This window comes from Chitinimonas koreensis, assembly GCF_014353015.1.
Taxonomy (GTDB): Bacteria; Pseudomonadota; Gammaproteobacteria; order Burkholderiales; family Chitinimonadaceae; genus Chitinimonas; species Chitinimonas koreensis.
Window position 1 is genome coordinate 153448 of the sequence record NZ_CP060704.1, and the last position, 17728, is coordinate 171175.

General features: G+C 71.0%; 1 protein-coding gene (cut by a window edge). It reads left to right on the forward strand.

Annotated elements, in window-relative coordinates:
* A protein-coding gene (locus H9L41_RS00690) for a filamentous hemagglutinin N-terminal domain-containing protein (protein ID WP_034607687.1) crosses the window boundary here: on the forward strand, positions 1-17728 show its 5' portion. 10334 nt of this gene lie beyond the right edge of the window; only the first 17728 of its 28062 coding nucleotides appear in the window; it begins with the start codon at positions 1-3; its stop codon lies beyond the right edge, outside the window.

The window sequence follows — 17728 nt, forward strand, 5'->3', positions numbered from 1 at the left end:
ATGAACTCGCGCAAGATCACCCGCAGCCGCAGCACCCCGTCCCCTCTCTACCGCTTCTTCCGCCGGCTGCGTCCCCGCCGGATGCCCAAGACCACGCTGAGCACGCTGGCGATGCTGGTCGGCTCGATGCTGTCGGGCAACCTCGCGCACGCCAACCCGACCGGCGGCCAGGTGGTGGCCGGCTCGGCGACGTTCGCCAACAGCGATCCGAACACGCTGAACATCTTCCAGTCGACCAACAAGGCGATCATCAACTGGAAGGGCTTCAGCATCGGGGCCAACGAGACGGTCAACTTCCTGCAGCCGGGCGCGTCCAGCGTCACGCTGAACCGGGTGCTCGGCAACGATCCCTCCTCGATCTTCGGCCGGCTCAACGCGACCGGCACGGTGATGCTGGTCAATCCCAACGGGGTGATCTTCGGCGCCGGCTCGCGCATCGACGTCGGCGGCCTGGTGGCGACCACCGCCAACATCCGCGACGACGACTTCATGGCCGGCCGCTATGCCTTCGACCAGGCGTCGAACCAGGCCGGTGCGCGCATCGTCAACCAGGGCGAGATCACCATCCGCGACAGCGGCCTGGCCGCCCTGGTGGCGCCCAGCGTGCAGAACTCCGGCGTGATCGAGGCCCGGCTCGGCCGCGTCGCGCTCGGCGGCGCCAAGACCTTCACGCTCGACTTCCACGGCGACGGCCTGCTCAGCTTCGACGCCGGCTCGGCGGTCAGCGAGCTGCCCGACGGCGCGCTGGTGGTCAACAGCGGCGAGATCCGCGCCGAAGGCGGCTCGGTGCTGCTGTCCGCGCGCGCGGTCAAGGGCGTGATCGACCACGTCATCAATACCGACGGCCTGATCGTGGCCACCTCGGTCGGCAGCGAGAACGGCCGCATCGTGCTGTCCGGCGGCGGCGCCGGCACGGTGGCGGTCAAGGGCACGGTCGACGCGTCCGGCCGCGGCGCCGGCGAGCACGGCGGCCAGGTGATCGTCACCGGCGAGCACGTCGCGGTCGGCGCCGGCACCGTGGTCGACGCCTCGGGCGCGGCCGGCGGCGGCGAGATCGCGCTCGGCAGCTCGGGCCTCAACGGCGCCGCGCCGCACAGCGCGGCCGGCCAGTTCGCCGACAAGTCGCAGACGGTCGAGGTGGCCGCCGGCGCGGCGCTGAAGGCCGATGCGCTGGCGAACGGCGACGGCGGCGCGGTCACGCTGTGGTCGAGCGACACCACCCGCTTCGGCGGCAGCATCTCGGCCCGCGGCGGCGAGCAGGGCGGCGACGGCGGCTTCGCCGAAGTGTCGAGCAGCAAGAACATCGGCCTGACCGGCACGGTCGACCTGCGCGCGCCGCAGGGCCAGACCGGCCTCTTGCTGCTCGATCCGACCGACCTGCGCATCGTCTATGCGGCCTCGGGCGCCGGCAGCCAGGACAGCAACGCCGGCGACGGCACCGTTGCGTCGGGCGATGCCGACCAGGGCAGCGGCGCGACGCTGAACACCGTGTCGAGCACCCTGCTCGAAGGCCTGGCCGGCAACACCAACATCCTGCTGCAAGCCACCGGCCAGATCACGGTCGAGGCGATGGGCTTGGGCAACCGGCTCGACCTGCAGACCACGGGCGGCAACAGCTTCACGCTGCAGTCGACCCAGAGCGGCGGCATCCGCTTCCTCGATGCGAACACCGAGATCCGTACCCAGGGCGGCGACATCAAGCTCGAAGCGCTCGGCGTCGGCAGCACGCTCGGCAATATCGGCAAGCTGACCAGCAACGGCGGCGCCATCACGCTGAACTCGACCGGCGACATCCAGCTGGCCGGCGACATCAACGCCAGCTCCGGCATCGTGACGCTGCAGTCGATCGCCGGCTCGATCGCCAACAAGGCGGCGACCAGCCCGCTGGTGACCGGCGGCGCGGTCAAGCTGCTGGCCGCGGCCGGCAGCGTCGGCGCCAGCGGCTCGGCCATCTCGGTCAGCACCGCCACCCTGTTCGGCCAGACCGGCGGCAATCTGTACGCCGGCAGCGACACCCAGCTGACCCAGCTGTCGCTGACCCTCGACGACGTGGTGGCCGGCACCTCGACCTTCCAGCTCACCGCGCCGAGCCAGAGCTTCGTGCTCAGCGAGGGCGGCGACGGCCGCTACCTGCTGGGCGCCGCCACCAGCACCGCCGACCTCGACTTCAGCCTCAGCGTCGACCGCACGCTGCAACTGGGCACCGTCGACGTGGTGGCCGGCCCGCTGGCGCTGACCTCGCGCCAGGGCGACATCCTGGCGGTCGATTCCAGCTCGCACCTGACCGCCGCCGGGCTGACGCTGACGGCCAAGGGCAGCACCGGCAGCAACGGCGCCATCGGCAACGGCAGCCAGTCGATCGTCACCAACGTCAATACGCTGACCGCCACGGCCGGCAGCGGCGGCGTCCACCTGAGCGAGGACGGCTACCTGACGCTCAACCACCTGGTCGCCAGCGGCAACAGCTCGGTCTCGGCCGGCGACGACCTGACCGTCGGCAACGTCGCCATCGGCAGCAACGCGCTGACGCTGTCCGCCGGCGGCGCCCTGCTCGACGACGGCGACACCAGCACCACGATCGGCGCAGCCCAGGTGACCCTGAGCGGCGCCACCGAGATCGGCACCAGCGTCGACCGCATGGTCACCAGCGCCAGCACGATCAACGCCTCCTCGACCTCGGGCGGCGCCTACCTGAAGTCGACCGCCGCCTCGGTCACGCTCGACATCACGGCCGGCAACGGCGACATCTCGGTGCTCACCGGCGGCACCACCACGGTCACCAAGCTGGAATCGGGCACCGACGCCAGCGGCAACGACATCGACCTGACGCTGACCGGCACCGGCGAGCTCTATCTCGGCATCGTCGATGCCGGCACGCTGGGCAACGTGTCGCTGACCACCGCCAACGGCAGCATCACCAGCATGGGCAGCGACCCGGTCACCGGCAACCGCGTCAGCTTCAAGACCGCCACCGGTCTCTTCGACTACAACAGCCTCAACGCGATCACCAAGGCCAACGTGCTGGTCGCCGACATCGGCGCGGGCGGCATCATCCTGACCCAGCAGGGCTCGGCCACGGTGGAGAAGCTGAACACCTCCGGCTACTACGCCTATCTCACCGCCACCAGCGGCGATCTGACCCTGGGCAGCGTCAAGACCGGCGCCGGCGGCATCGCCAGCATCACCGCCAGCGCCGGCAACATCGTCGGCGACACCGACGTCAATACGCTGATCGATGCCTCCTCGATCACGCTGGCCTCGGCCGGCCACCTCGGCCAGAGCGGCAGCCAGCTGCAGACCAGCACCACCACGCTGAGCCTGTCCGGCGTCGGCGACATCAATCTCAAGAACACCGGCTACACGCTGTCCAGCCTCACCATCGACAACAAGCACGCTACCCCGGGTGCGGCCAACACCCTGGCGATCGATTCGCCCTACCTGACCTTCGGCATCTTCGACACCGGTACCGAGTACCAGATGGACGACCTGGTCGGCCAGGGGCTCAGCACCGTCAGCTTCACCGGCGACCAGTCGATCCGGGTCGGCCAGGTCATGCTCCCCGCCGGTGCGCTGTCGCTGACCGCCAGCGCCGGCGACATCACCGGCGACAGCAACGACCAGACCCGCATCACCGCCAACAGCATCAAGCTCAGCGCCGCGGCCGGCGGCATCGGCAGCGCCGGCACGCCGATCGACGTCAACACCAACACGCTCGACCTGACCACCCGCGGCGACCTCTACATCCGCGACCTGGCCGACCTGACCAAGCTGACGATCTCGAGCAAGCACGCCGACGGCACGACCAGCTACGGCATGGACATCGTCGCGCAGTCGCTGAACTTCGACGTCAGCGACTCGGCCGGCGGCCACAGCCTCAATACGCTGACCGACGCCAGCGGGCTGACGCTGAGCTTCACCAGCGACCGCAGCATCACCATCGGCGACGTCGACGTCACCTATACCGGCAGCGCGACGCTCAACTCGACCAACGGCAACCTGATCGACGACGGCAACAAGTCGACCTGGCTGCTGGCCAAGGACACCACGCTCAAGGCCAGCCAGGCGATCGGCGCCAGCGGCGCCGGCTACCTCGACGTGATCACCGGCACGCTCGGCGCGCAGGCCAGCGGCGGCGGCGTGTACGTCACCCTGCCGATGCCGACCGGCAACGACAACTACGTCGGCGCGGTAACGCTGGGCAGCCTGCTCAACGGCAGCGTCAGCGCCGTCGGCGGCCCGGTGGTGATCAAGGCCAGCCATGGCGACATCGCGCTCGGCACCAGCATCAGCGTCAGCGGCGCCAGCAACAGCATCACGCTGGAGGCGACCGCCGGCAGCATCCTCAACGCCAGCGCCAGCATGCTGAGCACCGGCAGCAATGCCGGCACCGTGAGCCTCAAGGCCGGCGGCGCCATCGGCGCCAGCGACAAGCAGGTCTACCTCGGCGCCGCCACGCTCAGCGCCGAGGCCGGCACCGGCCTCTACGTCAGCGGCACCAGCGGCATGTCGCTGCTGAATCTGGCCGCCGGCAGCGCCATCGCGGTCGGCACCTCGAGCGGCAACCTGACGGTCGGCACGGTCGGCCTCACCGGCGCCGGCGAGGTGGCGCTGACCGCCAGCAGCGGCTCCATCCTCGACGACGGCAACGCCGGCACCGGCATCAGCGCCGACAAGGTCACGCTGAGCGCCGCCTCCGGCTCGGTCGGCAGCACGTCCAGCGCGCTGAACCTCACCGTCGACGAGGCCAGCGTCACCGCCCGCGGCGACATCGGTATCGCCAACAGCCAGGCCTTCGACAGCCTGGCCATCACGCGCGGCAGCTCGTCCTCGGGCAGCTTCGCCATCACGGCCGGCGGCGGCCAGGTGTTCACGCTGTCCGAAGACGCCAGCGCCAGCTACCTGCAGACCGTCAGCAGCGCCACCGCGCTGGACTTCAGCTTCACCGGGGTGCGCGGCCTCACGCTCGGCGACATCGACGTCGGCGCGGCAGGTTCGGCCACGCTGGCCGGCGCCGGCGAGGTGATCAGCGACGGCGTCGCCGGCTCCAAGGTCGCCGCCGGCAAGGTCTCGCTCACCGCCGGCAGCAGCAACTCGATCGGCACCTCGAGCCTGGCCGTCGACGTGGTCGGCACCAGCGACCTCGCCCTCAGCGCCGGCCGGGACTTCTACGTCAGCGACGACACCGCGCTGACCAAGCTGGCGCTGACCAGCACCAACTCGACCACCTCGGCCGGCACCGCCAGCGTATTCGGCCTCACCCTCAACGGCCTCGACCTGGTCGCCGACGACAACGGCACCACCCAGACCGTCGACCTGACCGGCGCCAACGCCGGCCTCCTCACCGACTTCAGCTTCACCAACCGGAAGAACATCCGGATCTCCGAGATCGTCGCCAGCAACGCCAAGGTGACGCTGGCCACCAGCGGCGGCGGCGCCAACTCGAACATCAGCAGCCTGAATCCCTCCGGCCTCGTCAACGCCGCCGAGGCGGTGCTGTCGGCCGTCTCGACCGTCGACGGCAACGGCAACATCGGCACTGCCAGCGCCAGGGTCGGCATCAACGCGCCCAAGCTCACCCTCGTCGGCAGCGGCAACGTCTATGTCGACGACGCCCAGAACCTGTCGACGCTCGACGCCACGCTGAGCCACGTCAACAGCGCCAGCAACTACACCTACGACATCAGCGCCGGCAACATCAACTCCTTCGTCGTGGTCGACGGCAGCACCATGTCGCTCGGGCTGGCCGTCCTCGGCTCGATGAACTTCGCCTGGAGCGTCGACCGCGCGCTGTCGCTCGCCACCGTCGACGCCGGCACCAGCAGCACCGGCTCGATCGCGCTGACCTCGCGCAGCGCGCCCAGCGGCACCAGCCCGCAGATCAACCGCAGCAGCGGCTCGCTGACCGCCGGCCATATCAGCCTGACGGCAATCGGCACCAACAGCGGCATCGGCGCCAGCGCGACGCTCTCCACCAGCACCCAGAACCTGTCGATCGCCACCGGCGGCAACCTGTCGATCAGCAACAGCACCACGCTGTCCTCGCTCAAGCTCGAGGCACTGCACAAGAAGTCGCCGAGCAGCAGCAACAGCTACGCGATCTCGGCGACCGGCCTCACCTTCAGCGTCACCGACAACAACACCGGCCCGGACGGCCTGAAGATCAACAGCATCAGCCAGTCCGGCCTCGACTTCTCGCTGAAGACCGACAAGGTCCTCACCGTCGGCACCCTCAACGTCGGCGGCAGCGGCAGCGTGAGCCTCACCGCCGCCAGCGCCACTGCGGGCAGCTACAACGCGATCCGCGGCGTCGGCGCCAATGCCGTCACCGCCGACTCGCTCTATCTCGAGGGTTCCTCGGTCGCCGGCGCCACCTCCGGCACGCAGTTCTACAGCGTGGTCAACTCGCTGTCGTCCAAGCTCACCGGCCAGCTCTACCTCAGCAACGCCGGCAGCCTCGAGCTCCAGGGCAATACCGTCGGCACCACGGCCGACATCACCGTCACCGGCAGCAGTTCGATCACCCAGAACGGCAGCGGCCTGGTCGCCCCGATCGTCAAGCTGACCGCCACGCAGGGCTCCATCGGCGCCAACGGCAACGCGATCCTGACCGACACGCGCCAGCTGAGCGCGACCAGCGGCGGCAACATCTACGTCGACAACGCCTCCGATCTCTACAGCCTCGCCCTCACGGCCAAGCACAACACGGTCGGCCAGCAGGGCTTCGTCGAAGTCACGGCGCAGGATCTCGCGCTGACCGTGACCGACAGCGTCGCCGGCGACCGCTACACCGTGTCGGACATGTCCGACGGCAGCGGCCTCAACTTCAGCTTCGCCACCGACGTCGATCTCGATCTCGGCACGCTGACCGCCCAGGCCGGCCGCTCGCTGACGCTGCAGACCACCGGCGGCGACATCGAGCGCGTCAGCAGCGGCATCCTCGGCGGCGACACCGTCACCCTCTCCGCCTCCGGCTCGATCGGCCAGAGCGGCAGCGCGATGGAGACCGAGACGCGCAACCTGGCGCTGACCACCGGCGCCAACTTCTACGTCAACAACAGCGCCGACCTGAGCAACCTGAGCCTGACCAGCACCCAGTCCAGCGGCGGCGTCTCGCCGACCTACGAGCTGTCGTCCTGGAACCTCGCGACCTTCGACCTGTTCGACAACGGCACCACCAACGTCAACAGCGTGATCGACACCACGGGGCTCAACTTCTCGCTGTCGACCCAGCGCAACCAGCTGATCCGCGTCATCGACGTCGGCCCCGCGGGCGCCGTGACGCTGACCGGCGCCGGCGACATCATCGGCAGCTCCAATACGGCCGACCGCATCAGCGCCGGCCAGCTCACCGTCACCACCACCGCCGGCGGCGCCGCCGGCGCGCTGGCCGATCCGCTGCGCATCTCGGCCCCGCTGGTCACCTTCAACGTCACCGGCGCGCTCAATGTCGAATCCGATACCCACATCGACTCGCTGATTCTCAACGTCACCCATCCGACCGCCACATACGGCGGCACCTACGACATCCAGTCGGTGCTGCGCACCGGCGGCCCGCAGTACGGCCTGTTCAGCGGCGTGGACGACGTCAGCGGCACCACCGTGACCAGCCTGGTCGACACCGGCGGGCTGGACTTCGCCCTCACCAGCGACCACAAGATTATTGTCGGCACCGTCGACCTCGGCACCCAGGGCGCCGTGGCGATGACCTCCAACGGCAGCGACATCGTCGGCGACGGCAATACCGCCACCCAGGTGCAGGCTGCCAAGCTGACCCTGACCTCGCCGAGCGGCCTGGTCGGCGCCACCGGCAGCGGCAACGCGGTCGAGGCCACCGTCGACTCGCTGACGGTGACCGCCAACAACGGCGTGAACGTCTCGCTGCACGGTTCGGCCAACCTCAACGGCATCATCTCGGGCGGTCCGATCACCCTGACCAACGACGTCGGCGACATCGCGCTCGGTACCATCGACGCCTCGGGCCAGTCGATCACCATCGACAACCAGGGCGGCTCGATCCTCAGCGGCTCGCTGTCCAATACCGGCACCGTGTCGCTGATCGCCAGCGGCTCGATCGGCAACCGCAGCGCCATCAGCACCACTGCGCTCGGCAACGGCACCACCACGCTCAGCGCCTCGGCCAGCGCGGCCCACGGCGCCAGCGGCAGCGTGGCGGTGACCGAGAGCTACAGCCTGATCGCCAGCACGATCACGGCGGCCGACGACGTCAGCCTCGCTGCCGGTTCGGACAGCAACGGCATCACGGTCGGCACCATCACCAGCGGCGGCGACGTGGTGCTCAACGCCGGCGGCGGCAACCTGCTCGGCTCCTCGATCAGCAACCTGATCACCGCCGAATCGGTCAAGCTGGTCGCCAACACCGGCAGCGCCGCGGTCGGCAGCTCCGGCACCCGGCTGCGGGTCGACACCGAGTCGCTGAGCATCAACAGCGTCGGCAGCATCTACCTCACCGACCTGGGCGACCTGTCCAGCCTGACCATCGACCGCACGGGCTCCGGCTCGAGCAGCACCGGCACGCTGAGCCTGGTCGGCAGCAACTTCACCATGGCCGCCACCGACTCGAGCGGCAGCGCCACGCTGACCAGCGTGGTCGACAGCAGCGGGCTCGACTTCAGCTACAAGACCAGCGGTTCGATCGCGGTCGGCACCATCAACGTCGACAGCGGCGCGGTGGTGCTCACGGCCTCGCCCAACAGCGGCAGCGGCAGCATCGGCGCCATCAACTCGTCCTCGCTGATCACCGCCGGCGACCTGACGATGACCGCCAGCGGCTCGTCCGGCGCGATCGGCACCAGCGGCACCCTGCTCGGCCTGGCCGTCGGCAGCCTGACCGCCTCCAGCGGCAGCGGCGGCATCTACGTCAAGCAGGCCGGCACGCTGACGCTCGATTCGCTGAGCACCAGCGGTGCGCTGACGGTCGATTCGTCGAGCGGCGACCTGACCATCGGCTCGATTTCCACCGGCAGCAACAGCCCGATCACGCTGACCGCCGGCGGCGGCAGCATCCTGTACGGCGGCGGCACGCTGACGGCGGGCGGCAGCAGCGCCGCCATCACGCTCAGCGCGGCCAACGGCATCGGCACCGCGCTGGCGCCGATCCTGGTGTCGGCCTACAACAGCGGCGGCAGCGGCAGCACCGTGTCGGCCACCGTCACCGGCACCGGCTCGCTCTACATGACCGCCAACGGCGGCATCCAGGGCGGCCTGACCACCTCGGTCAACAACGGCGCCACCTCGGTGCTCGCCGGCGGCGCCATGGTGGTCAACGGCATGAGCTCGGGCACCGACGCGGCCGGCAACGACATCTCGCTGCGCACCTCGAGCGGCGACATCACGCTGCAGGGCAACGTCATTGCCGGCGCCAGCAACGGCAAGATCGAGCTCGACGCCGCCGGCATGCTGCTCAACGGCTCCGGCACCGCCAAGGCGGAGGCCTTCGATGTCGCGCTCAACGGCGCCGGCGGCGTGGGCGGGCTGTCCAACCGCTTCGAGGTCGCCGGCCAGCGCGTCCAGGTCACCAGCTCGGGCGGCGCGATCTACCTGAAGAACACCTCCGCGCTGACGCTGACCTACCTCAACTCCGGCGGCGGCCTGGTCAACATCAGCGGTACCGCCAGCCAGCAGCTGCTCAACCTGATCTCGGGCGGCGCCGGCATCGTCGTCTCGTCCGGCCCCGGTACCATGGTGCTGGGCAATATCGACGCCGGCGCGGGTACCTTCACCGCGGTGGCCTCCTCCTCCGGTGGTCGCATCATCGACGACGGCCAGGACGGCACCCGCGTGGTGGCCGCAGGCGTCGCGCTGACCGGCAGCGAAGGCGTCGGCACCAGCAGCCGGGCGATCCAGACCACCACCTCGGCGCTGGCGCTCGCCTCCAACACCACCGGCGTCGGCATCTACGTGACCGACGACAACAGCGCGGGCCTCACCGTCAGCAACGCCCGCGCCCGCGGCGGCGACCTGGTGATCAACACCGCCGGCCCGACCACGGTGACCAACGCCCAGGTCGACATCGACGGCAATAGCGTGACCCTGGCCACCTCGAGCGGCGACCTGACCGTCGGCACCGCCACGGCCGGCACCACCTCGGGCGTGGTCAACCTGACCGCGGCCGGCTCCATCCTGGCCACCGGCAGCGGCACCCAGGTGACCGCCCATACCGCCGCGCTCAGCGCCGGCGGCGACATCGGCGTGGTGACCGACGCGAGCACCGGCGCCGGCACGCCGATCAAGCTCAACGTCTCCGCCATCAGCAACCTGTCGTCGACCGGCACCGGCGTGATCTCGGCCGACAACAGCGGCACCGGCGCGCTGGTGCTGGGTTCGGGCGCGCTCAGCATCGGCAGCGGCGGCTCGATCTACCTGAAGACCGCCGGCGACCTCGACGTCACGGCCGGCATCGCGCTGTCCGGCGGCAACCTGTCGCTCGATTCGGCCGGCACGCTCAAGCTCTCCAGCGCGGCGATCTCGACCACCGGCGCGGTGCGCCTGATCGGCAGCACCGACGTGCTGACCGACGCCAGCGGCGCGGCCGCGCGCGAGCTGGCGGTCAGCGCGTCCTCGCTCTACCTGCGCAGCGGCTCGGCCGGCGGCGACACCACGCTGACCACCACGGTCGGCAGCCTCGACGCCGGCCTGACCGGCGCCGCCGGCCTGACGGTGAACAACACCGGCGCGCTGAGCTCGGCCGCGCTGTCGACCAGCGACGGCGACATCACGCTGACCAACAGCGCCGGCGCCACCGTCGACACCGCGGCGGCCGGCGGCACCGGCCGCACCATCGACCTGACCGCCACCACCGGCGACCTGACGGTCGGCACCGTCAACGCCGGTGCCACCGGCAGCATCGTGCTGGAAGCCGCGGCCGGCTCGCTGCTCAGTGCCTCGTCCTCGTTCATCGGCGCCAGCCTCGACCTGACCAGCGCCACCGGCATCGGCACCAGCGGCGCGGCCTTCGACACCTCGGTCGCCAGCGTGGCGGCCCAGGTGACCGGCACCGGCGGCATCTACCTCGATTCCAGCGTCGACGTGACGCTCGGCGCGATGACCACCGCCGACGGCGACATCTCGGTGACGGCGAACGGCGACATCCTCGCCAACGGCAGCATCAGCGTCGGCAACAGCGGCAACCTCGCGCTGGCCGCCACCGGCGGCGACGTCACGCTGGCCCAGGCCTTCACCAACAACGGCGCCGACAGCACCCGCTCGGGCATCACCCTCAGCGGCGACAACATCAGCCTGGCCGGCGTCGTCACCAGCGGCGCCCAGTCCTACACCGGTGCCACCACGTTCGGCGCCGACCTGACCGGCAAGTCGATCGTCATCGACGGCGCCGTGACCCTGACCAGCAACGCCACGCTGAGCACCGAGGCCGCCAACGGCAACATCACCGTCGCCGGCGCGCTGGTCGGCGCCGGCAGCGCCGCCACCTTCAAGGCCGGCAGCGGCAGCGTCGACCTGCAGAGCGTCGCCAGCGGGCTGTACTCGCTGACCGTCACCGCCGGCGACATCACGCTGGCCGGCGTCGGCTCCACCGGCAACCAGAGCTACACCGGCACGACCACGCTGTCCGGCAACTACACCACCACCAGCGGCGGTTTCAACGTGATCGGGGCTGCCACCCTGGCCGGCGACGTCACCATCGGCACCACCAGCGGCACGGTCGACTTCAGCAGCACGGTCGACGGCGCCCATGGCCTCGACATCGACGGCGGCAGCGGCGCGGTGACCTTCGGCGGCGCCGTCGGCGGCACCACGCGGCTCGGCGCGCTGGCGGTCGAGAGCAGCAGCGCCATCACCTTCGTCGATTCGGTCAAGGCCGCCTCGCTCGACGTCACCGGCTTCTCGATCGCCGGCGGCGACATCGATACCGCCAGCGGAGCCCAGAACTACAGCGACCGGATCTACCTCACCAACGACCTCACCCTGACCGGCAGCACCGTCACGCTGTCGCAGGGCGCCGACTCCTACGGCACGCCGGCCCACAGCCTCGCCATCGCCGGCGACGCGGTGCTCGGCGATTCGATCGGCGGCATCTACCTGATCTCCGACTTCTCGGTCAGCGGCGCCACCACCATCAACGGCGGCGGCATCTACACCAGCGGCGACCAGACCTACACCGGCGCGGTCACGCTGAACGTCGACCTCGGCATGAACACCGGCGGCGGCGACATCGGCTTCGGCAGCACGGTGGACGGCGCCCACGAGCTGTACATCACCGCCGGCGCCGGCGACGCGACCTTCAACGGCGCGGTCGGCGGCACCACCCGGCTCGGCATCCTCACCGTCAACAGCAGCGGCGCGACCACTTTCGGCGCAGCGGTCAAGACCGCCTCGGTCAGCACCGACTCGGTCGGCACGCTGGCGCTGAACGGCGGCAGCATCGACACCACCTACGGGCAGAGCTACGGCGAGCGGGCCGTGCTCGGCGCCGACACCACGCTGACCGGCAGCACCGTGACCCTGAACGGCGGTGCCGACGCGGCCACCGCCGGCAGCCAGTCGCTGAGCATCGTCGGCGACGCGATGATCTCCGGCGCGGTCGGCGCCAACGCGGCGCTGGGCAGCCTGTCGATCAGCGGCGCCAGCACGCTCGGCGGCGCGACCATCGACACCAGCGGCAACCAGACCTACACCGGCGCGGTCACGCTGACCACCGTCACCACGCTGAATGCCGACGACGCCGACATCGCCTTCGGCAGCACGGTGGATGGCGGCTATGCGCTCAATGTCGTTACCGGTTCCGGCGACGCGACCTTCAGCGGCGCGGTCGGCAGCACCGGTCAACTCGGCGCGCTCGACGTCGACAGCGGCGGCGCGACCACCTTCGGCGGCACGGTCGGCGCGACCTCGGTCAGCACCGATGCGGCCGGCACGCTGGCGATCAACGGCGGCGGCGTCACCACCAGCGGCACGCAGAGCTACGGCGAACTGGCCGTGCTCGGCGCCGACGCCACGCTGACCGGCAGCGCGGTGAGCCTGCTGGGCGGCGCCGACGCGGCGGCGGCCGGCACGCAGTCGCTGATCGTCGACGGCAACGCGGTCATCGGCGGCGACCTCGGCGCCGGCGCGATGCTGGGCGGCCTGTCGGTCAGCGGCAGCACCCAGCTCGGCGGCTCGGTCTCCACCAATGCCAACCAGACCTACACCGGTGCGGTCACGCTGACCGACGACGTGACGCTGACCGCCAACAGCGCCAACGTCAGCTTCGCCAGCACGGTCGACGGCGCCCACGCGCTCAGCGTCGACACCGGCTTCGGCGACGCGACCTTCAGCGGCGCGGTCGGCGGCGTCACCCGGCTCGGTGCGCTGGTGGTCCACAGCGACGCGGCCACCACCTTCGGCGCGGCAGTCAGCGCGGCATCGGTCGCGACCGACGCATCCGGCACGCTGGCGATCAACGGCGGCGGCGTCGACACCACCGGCACCCAGAGCTACGGCGAACTGGCCGTGCTCGGCGCCGACACCACGCTGACCGGCAGCACGGTGAGTCTCCTGGCCGGCGCCGATGCGGCTTCGGCCGGCAGCCAGTCGCTGAGCATCGTCGGCGACGCGGTGATCGGCGGCGACCTCGGCGCCGGCGCGATGCTGGGCGAACTGTCGATCAGCGGCACCAGCCAGCTCGGCGGCTCGGTCTCCACCAATGCCAACCAGACCTATACCGGCGCGGTGACGCTGACCGGCGACGTCACGCTGCAGGCCAACAGCGCCAACATCGGCTTCGGCAGCACGGTCGACGGGGCCTACGCGCTGACCGTGAGCACCGGCTCCGGCGACGCGACCTTCAGCGGCGCGGTCGGCGGCGGCACGCGGCTCGGCGCGCTCGAGGTCGACAGCGGCGGCGAGACCACCTTCTCCACGGCGGTCACGGCGGCTTCGGTCGTCACCGACTCGGCCGGCACGCTGACCATCGGCGGCGACATCGACACCACCGACGACCAGAGCTACGGCGAGAGCGCCCTGCTGACCGGCAACACCACGCTGACCGGCGACACGGTGAGCCTGCTCGGCGGCGCCGAAGCCGCGAGCGCCGGCGGCCAGTTCCTGATCATCGACGGCGACGCGGTGATCGGCGGCGCGCTCGGCGGCAGCGCGGCGCTGGCCAGCCTTTCGATCAGCGGTACCAGCAGCCTCGGCGGCGGCACCGTCAACACCACCGGCAGCCAGACCTACACCGGCGCGGTCAGCCTGACCGCCGACAACACGCTGCACGCCACCAGTTCCAACATCGGTTTCGGCGGCACGGTCGACGGCGCCCATGCGCTGACCGTCGGCACCGCCTTCGGCGATGCGACCTTCGCCGACGCGGTCGGCGGCACCACGCGGCTCGGCGCGCTCACGGTCAACAGCAGCGGCGCGACCACCTTCGGCGGCGCGGTCAGCGCGGCCTCGGTCACGACCGACGCGTTCGGCACGCTGGCGATCGACGGCGGCAGCGTCGACACCACCGGTATCCAGAGCTACGGCGAGCGCGCCGTGCTCGGCGCCACGACCACGCTGACCGGCAGCACGGTGACCCTGTCGAACGGCGCCGATGCATCCAGCAACGGCGGCCAGGCACTGACCATCGCCGGCAATGCGGTGATCGGCGGCGACGTCGGCAGCGGTGCGGCGCTGGACCAGCTGACCGTCACCGGCACCAGCGCGCTGAACGGCGGCACGATCCACAGCCTCGGCGACCAGCTCTACAGCGGCGCGGTGACGCTGGGCGGCGACGTGAGCCTGGTCAGCGGCGGCGGCGACGTCACCTTCTCCGGCACCGTCAACGGCGCCCACGGCCTCGCCATCGACAGCGACGCCGGCGACGTGCAGTTCAACGGCGCGGTCGGCAACACCACGCGGCTCGCTGCGCTGTCGATCGACGCCAGCGGCGCCACCGGCTTCGCCGGCTCGGTACGGGCGGCCTCGGTCAGCACCGACGGTGCCGGCACGCTGGCCATCGACGGCAGCAGCATCAACACCACCGGCACCCAGAGCTATGGCGAGACGGCCGTGCTCGGCGCCGACACCACGCTGACCGGCAGCGAGATCACACTGCTGAACGGCGCCGACGCGACCAGCTCCGGCGGGCAGAGCCTGGACATCATGGGCAACGCCGTGATCGGCGGCGCCGGCATCGGCGCCGGCACCGCGTTGAGCGGCCTGTCGATCAGCGGCACCGGCACGCTGCACGGCGTGGTGATCGATACCCTCGGCAGCCAGAACTACAACGGTGCCGTGACGCTGCTCGGCGACGTGTCGATGAGCAGCGGCGGCGGCAACGTCGGCTTCAACGGCGGCATCGAGGGCACGCACGACCTGGCCATCGACAGCGGCGCCGGCAACGTGCTGTTCTCGGGCGCGATCGGCGGCACCACCACGCTCGGCGCGCTCAGCGTCGTCAGCAGCGGCCAGACCCGCTTCGACGCGGCGGTCGACGCCGCCTCGGTGAGCACCGACGCGGCCGGCACGCTGGCGCTGAACGGTGGCAGCGTGACCACCAGCGGCACGCAGAGCTACGGCGAACTGGCCGTGCTCGGCGCCGACACCACGCTGACCGGCAGCACGGTGAGCCTGCTCGGCGGCGCCGACGCAGACGTGGCCGGCAACCAGTCGCTGACCATCGTCGGCAACGCGGTGATCGGCGGCGACATCGGCGCGGGCGCGATGCTGAACAGCCTGTCGGTCAGCGGCAGCACCAGCCTCGGCGGTTCGGTCTCCACCGACGGCAACCAGACCTATACCGGCGCAGTGACGCTGACCGCCGATACCGCGCTGCAGGCCACCGCCGCCGACATCGGCTTCGGCAGCACGGTGGACGGCGCCCATGCGCTGAGCGTGGACACCGCCTTCGGCGACGCGACCTTCGCCGGCGCGGTCGGCGGCACCACCCGGCTCGGCGCGCTGACGATCGACAGCAGCAGCACGACCACCTTCGGCGGCACGGTCCGCACGGCCTCGGTCGTCACCGACGCCGCCGGCTCGCTGGCGCTCGACGGCGGCAGCGTCGACACCACCGGCACGCAGAGCTATGGCGAAGTCGCCCTGCTCGGCGCCAATACCACGCTGACCGGCAGCACGGTGAGCCTGCTGGCCGGTGCCGAAGCCTCCACCATCGGCGGCCAGTCGCTGGCCATCGTCGGCGATGCGGTGATCGGCGGCTCGATCGGCGCCAGCACCGAGCTGAGCCAGTTGTCGATCAGCGGCGCGAGCGCGCTGAACGGCGGCGTGGTCGACACCACCGGCACGCAGAGCTACGGCGGCCTCGCCACGCTCGGCACCGACGCGGCGCTGTCCGGCAGCACGGTCAGCCTGCTCGGCGGCGCCGAGGCGGCCACGGCCGGCGCCCATTCGCTGAGCATCGACGGCGACGCGGTGATCGGCGGCGCGCTCGGCGCCAGCGCCGCGCTGGAAAGCCTGTCGATCACCGGCGCCAGCGAACTCGGCGGCGGCATCATCAATACCGCCGGCAGCCAGATCTACACCGGCGCGGTCACGCTGACGGCCGACGCCACGCTGCATGCCGACAGCGCCAACATCGGCTTCGGCAGCACGGTCGACGGCGGCCACGGCCTGACCGTCGGCACCGCCGCCGGCGACGCGACCTTCGCCGGCGCGGTCGGCGCCACCACCCGGCTAGGCGCGCTGGCGGTCGACAGCAGCGGCGCGACCACCTTCAGCGGGGCGGTCCGTGCGGCCTCGGTCGGCACCGACGGGCTCGGCTCGCTGGCGATCGACGGCGGCAGCGTGAATACGACCGGCATGCAGAGCTATGGCGAAAGCGCCGTGATCAGCGACAACACCACGCTGACCGGCAGCACGGTGAGCCTGCTGGGCGGTGCCGAAGGCACGAGCGCCGGCGGCCAGTTCCTGAGCATCGTCGGCAACGCGGTGATCGGCGGCGCGATCGGCGGCAGCATGGAGCTGGCCAGCCTGTCGATCAGCGGCGCCAGCAGCCTCGGCGGCGGCACCGTCGACACCACCGGCAGCCAGACCTACACCGGCGCGGTCGCTCTGGCTGCCGACAACACCCTGCATGCCAGCAGCGCCAACATCGGCTTCGGCAGCACGGTCGACGGCGCGCATGCGCTGACCGTCGGCACCGCCTTCGGCGATGCGACCTTCGCCGGCGCGGTCGGCGGCACCACGCGGCTCGGCGCGCTCACGGTCAACAGCAGCGGCGCGACCACCTTCGGCGGCGCGGTCAGCGCGGCCTCGGTCACCACCGACGCGTTCGGCTCGCTGGCGATCAACGGCGGCAGCGTCGACACCACCGGCACGCAGAGCTACGGCGAATCGGCCGTGCTCGGCGCCGATACCACGCTGACCGGCACCGCGGTGAGCCTGCTCGGCGGCGTCGATGCGACTACGGCCGGCGGGCAGTCGCTGGCGATCGTGGGCGATGCCGTGATCACCAATGGGCTCGGTGCCGGTACGGCCTTGAACGCGTTGTCGATCAGCGGCGCCAGCACGCTCGCCGGGACCTTCAAGACCATCGGCGGGCAGCAGTACGGTGATGACGCGGGCGACGCGGTGACATTGGCCGGCGACGTGAGCCTGGATTCGGGCGGTACGATCACCGTCCCCAGCACGGTCGATGGCGCGCATGACCTGAGCATTCGTACCGATGGCGCGCTCGCCCAATTCACTGGTGCGGTCGGCGCCGGCACGCGAATCGGCGTGCTGAGCACGGCCAGCGACACCAATGTCCAATTCGATGGAACGGTGCGTG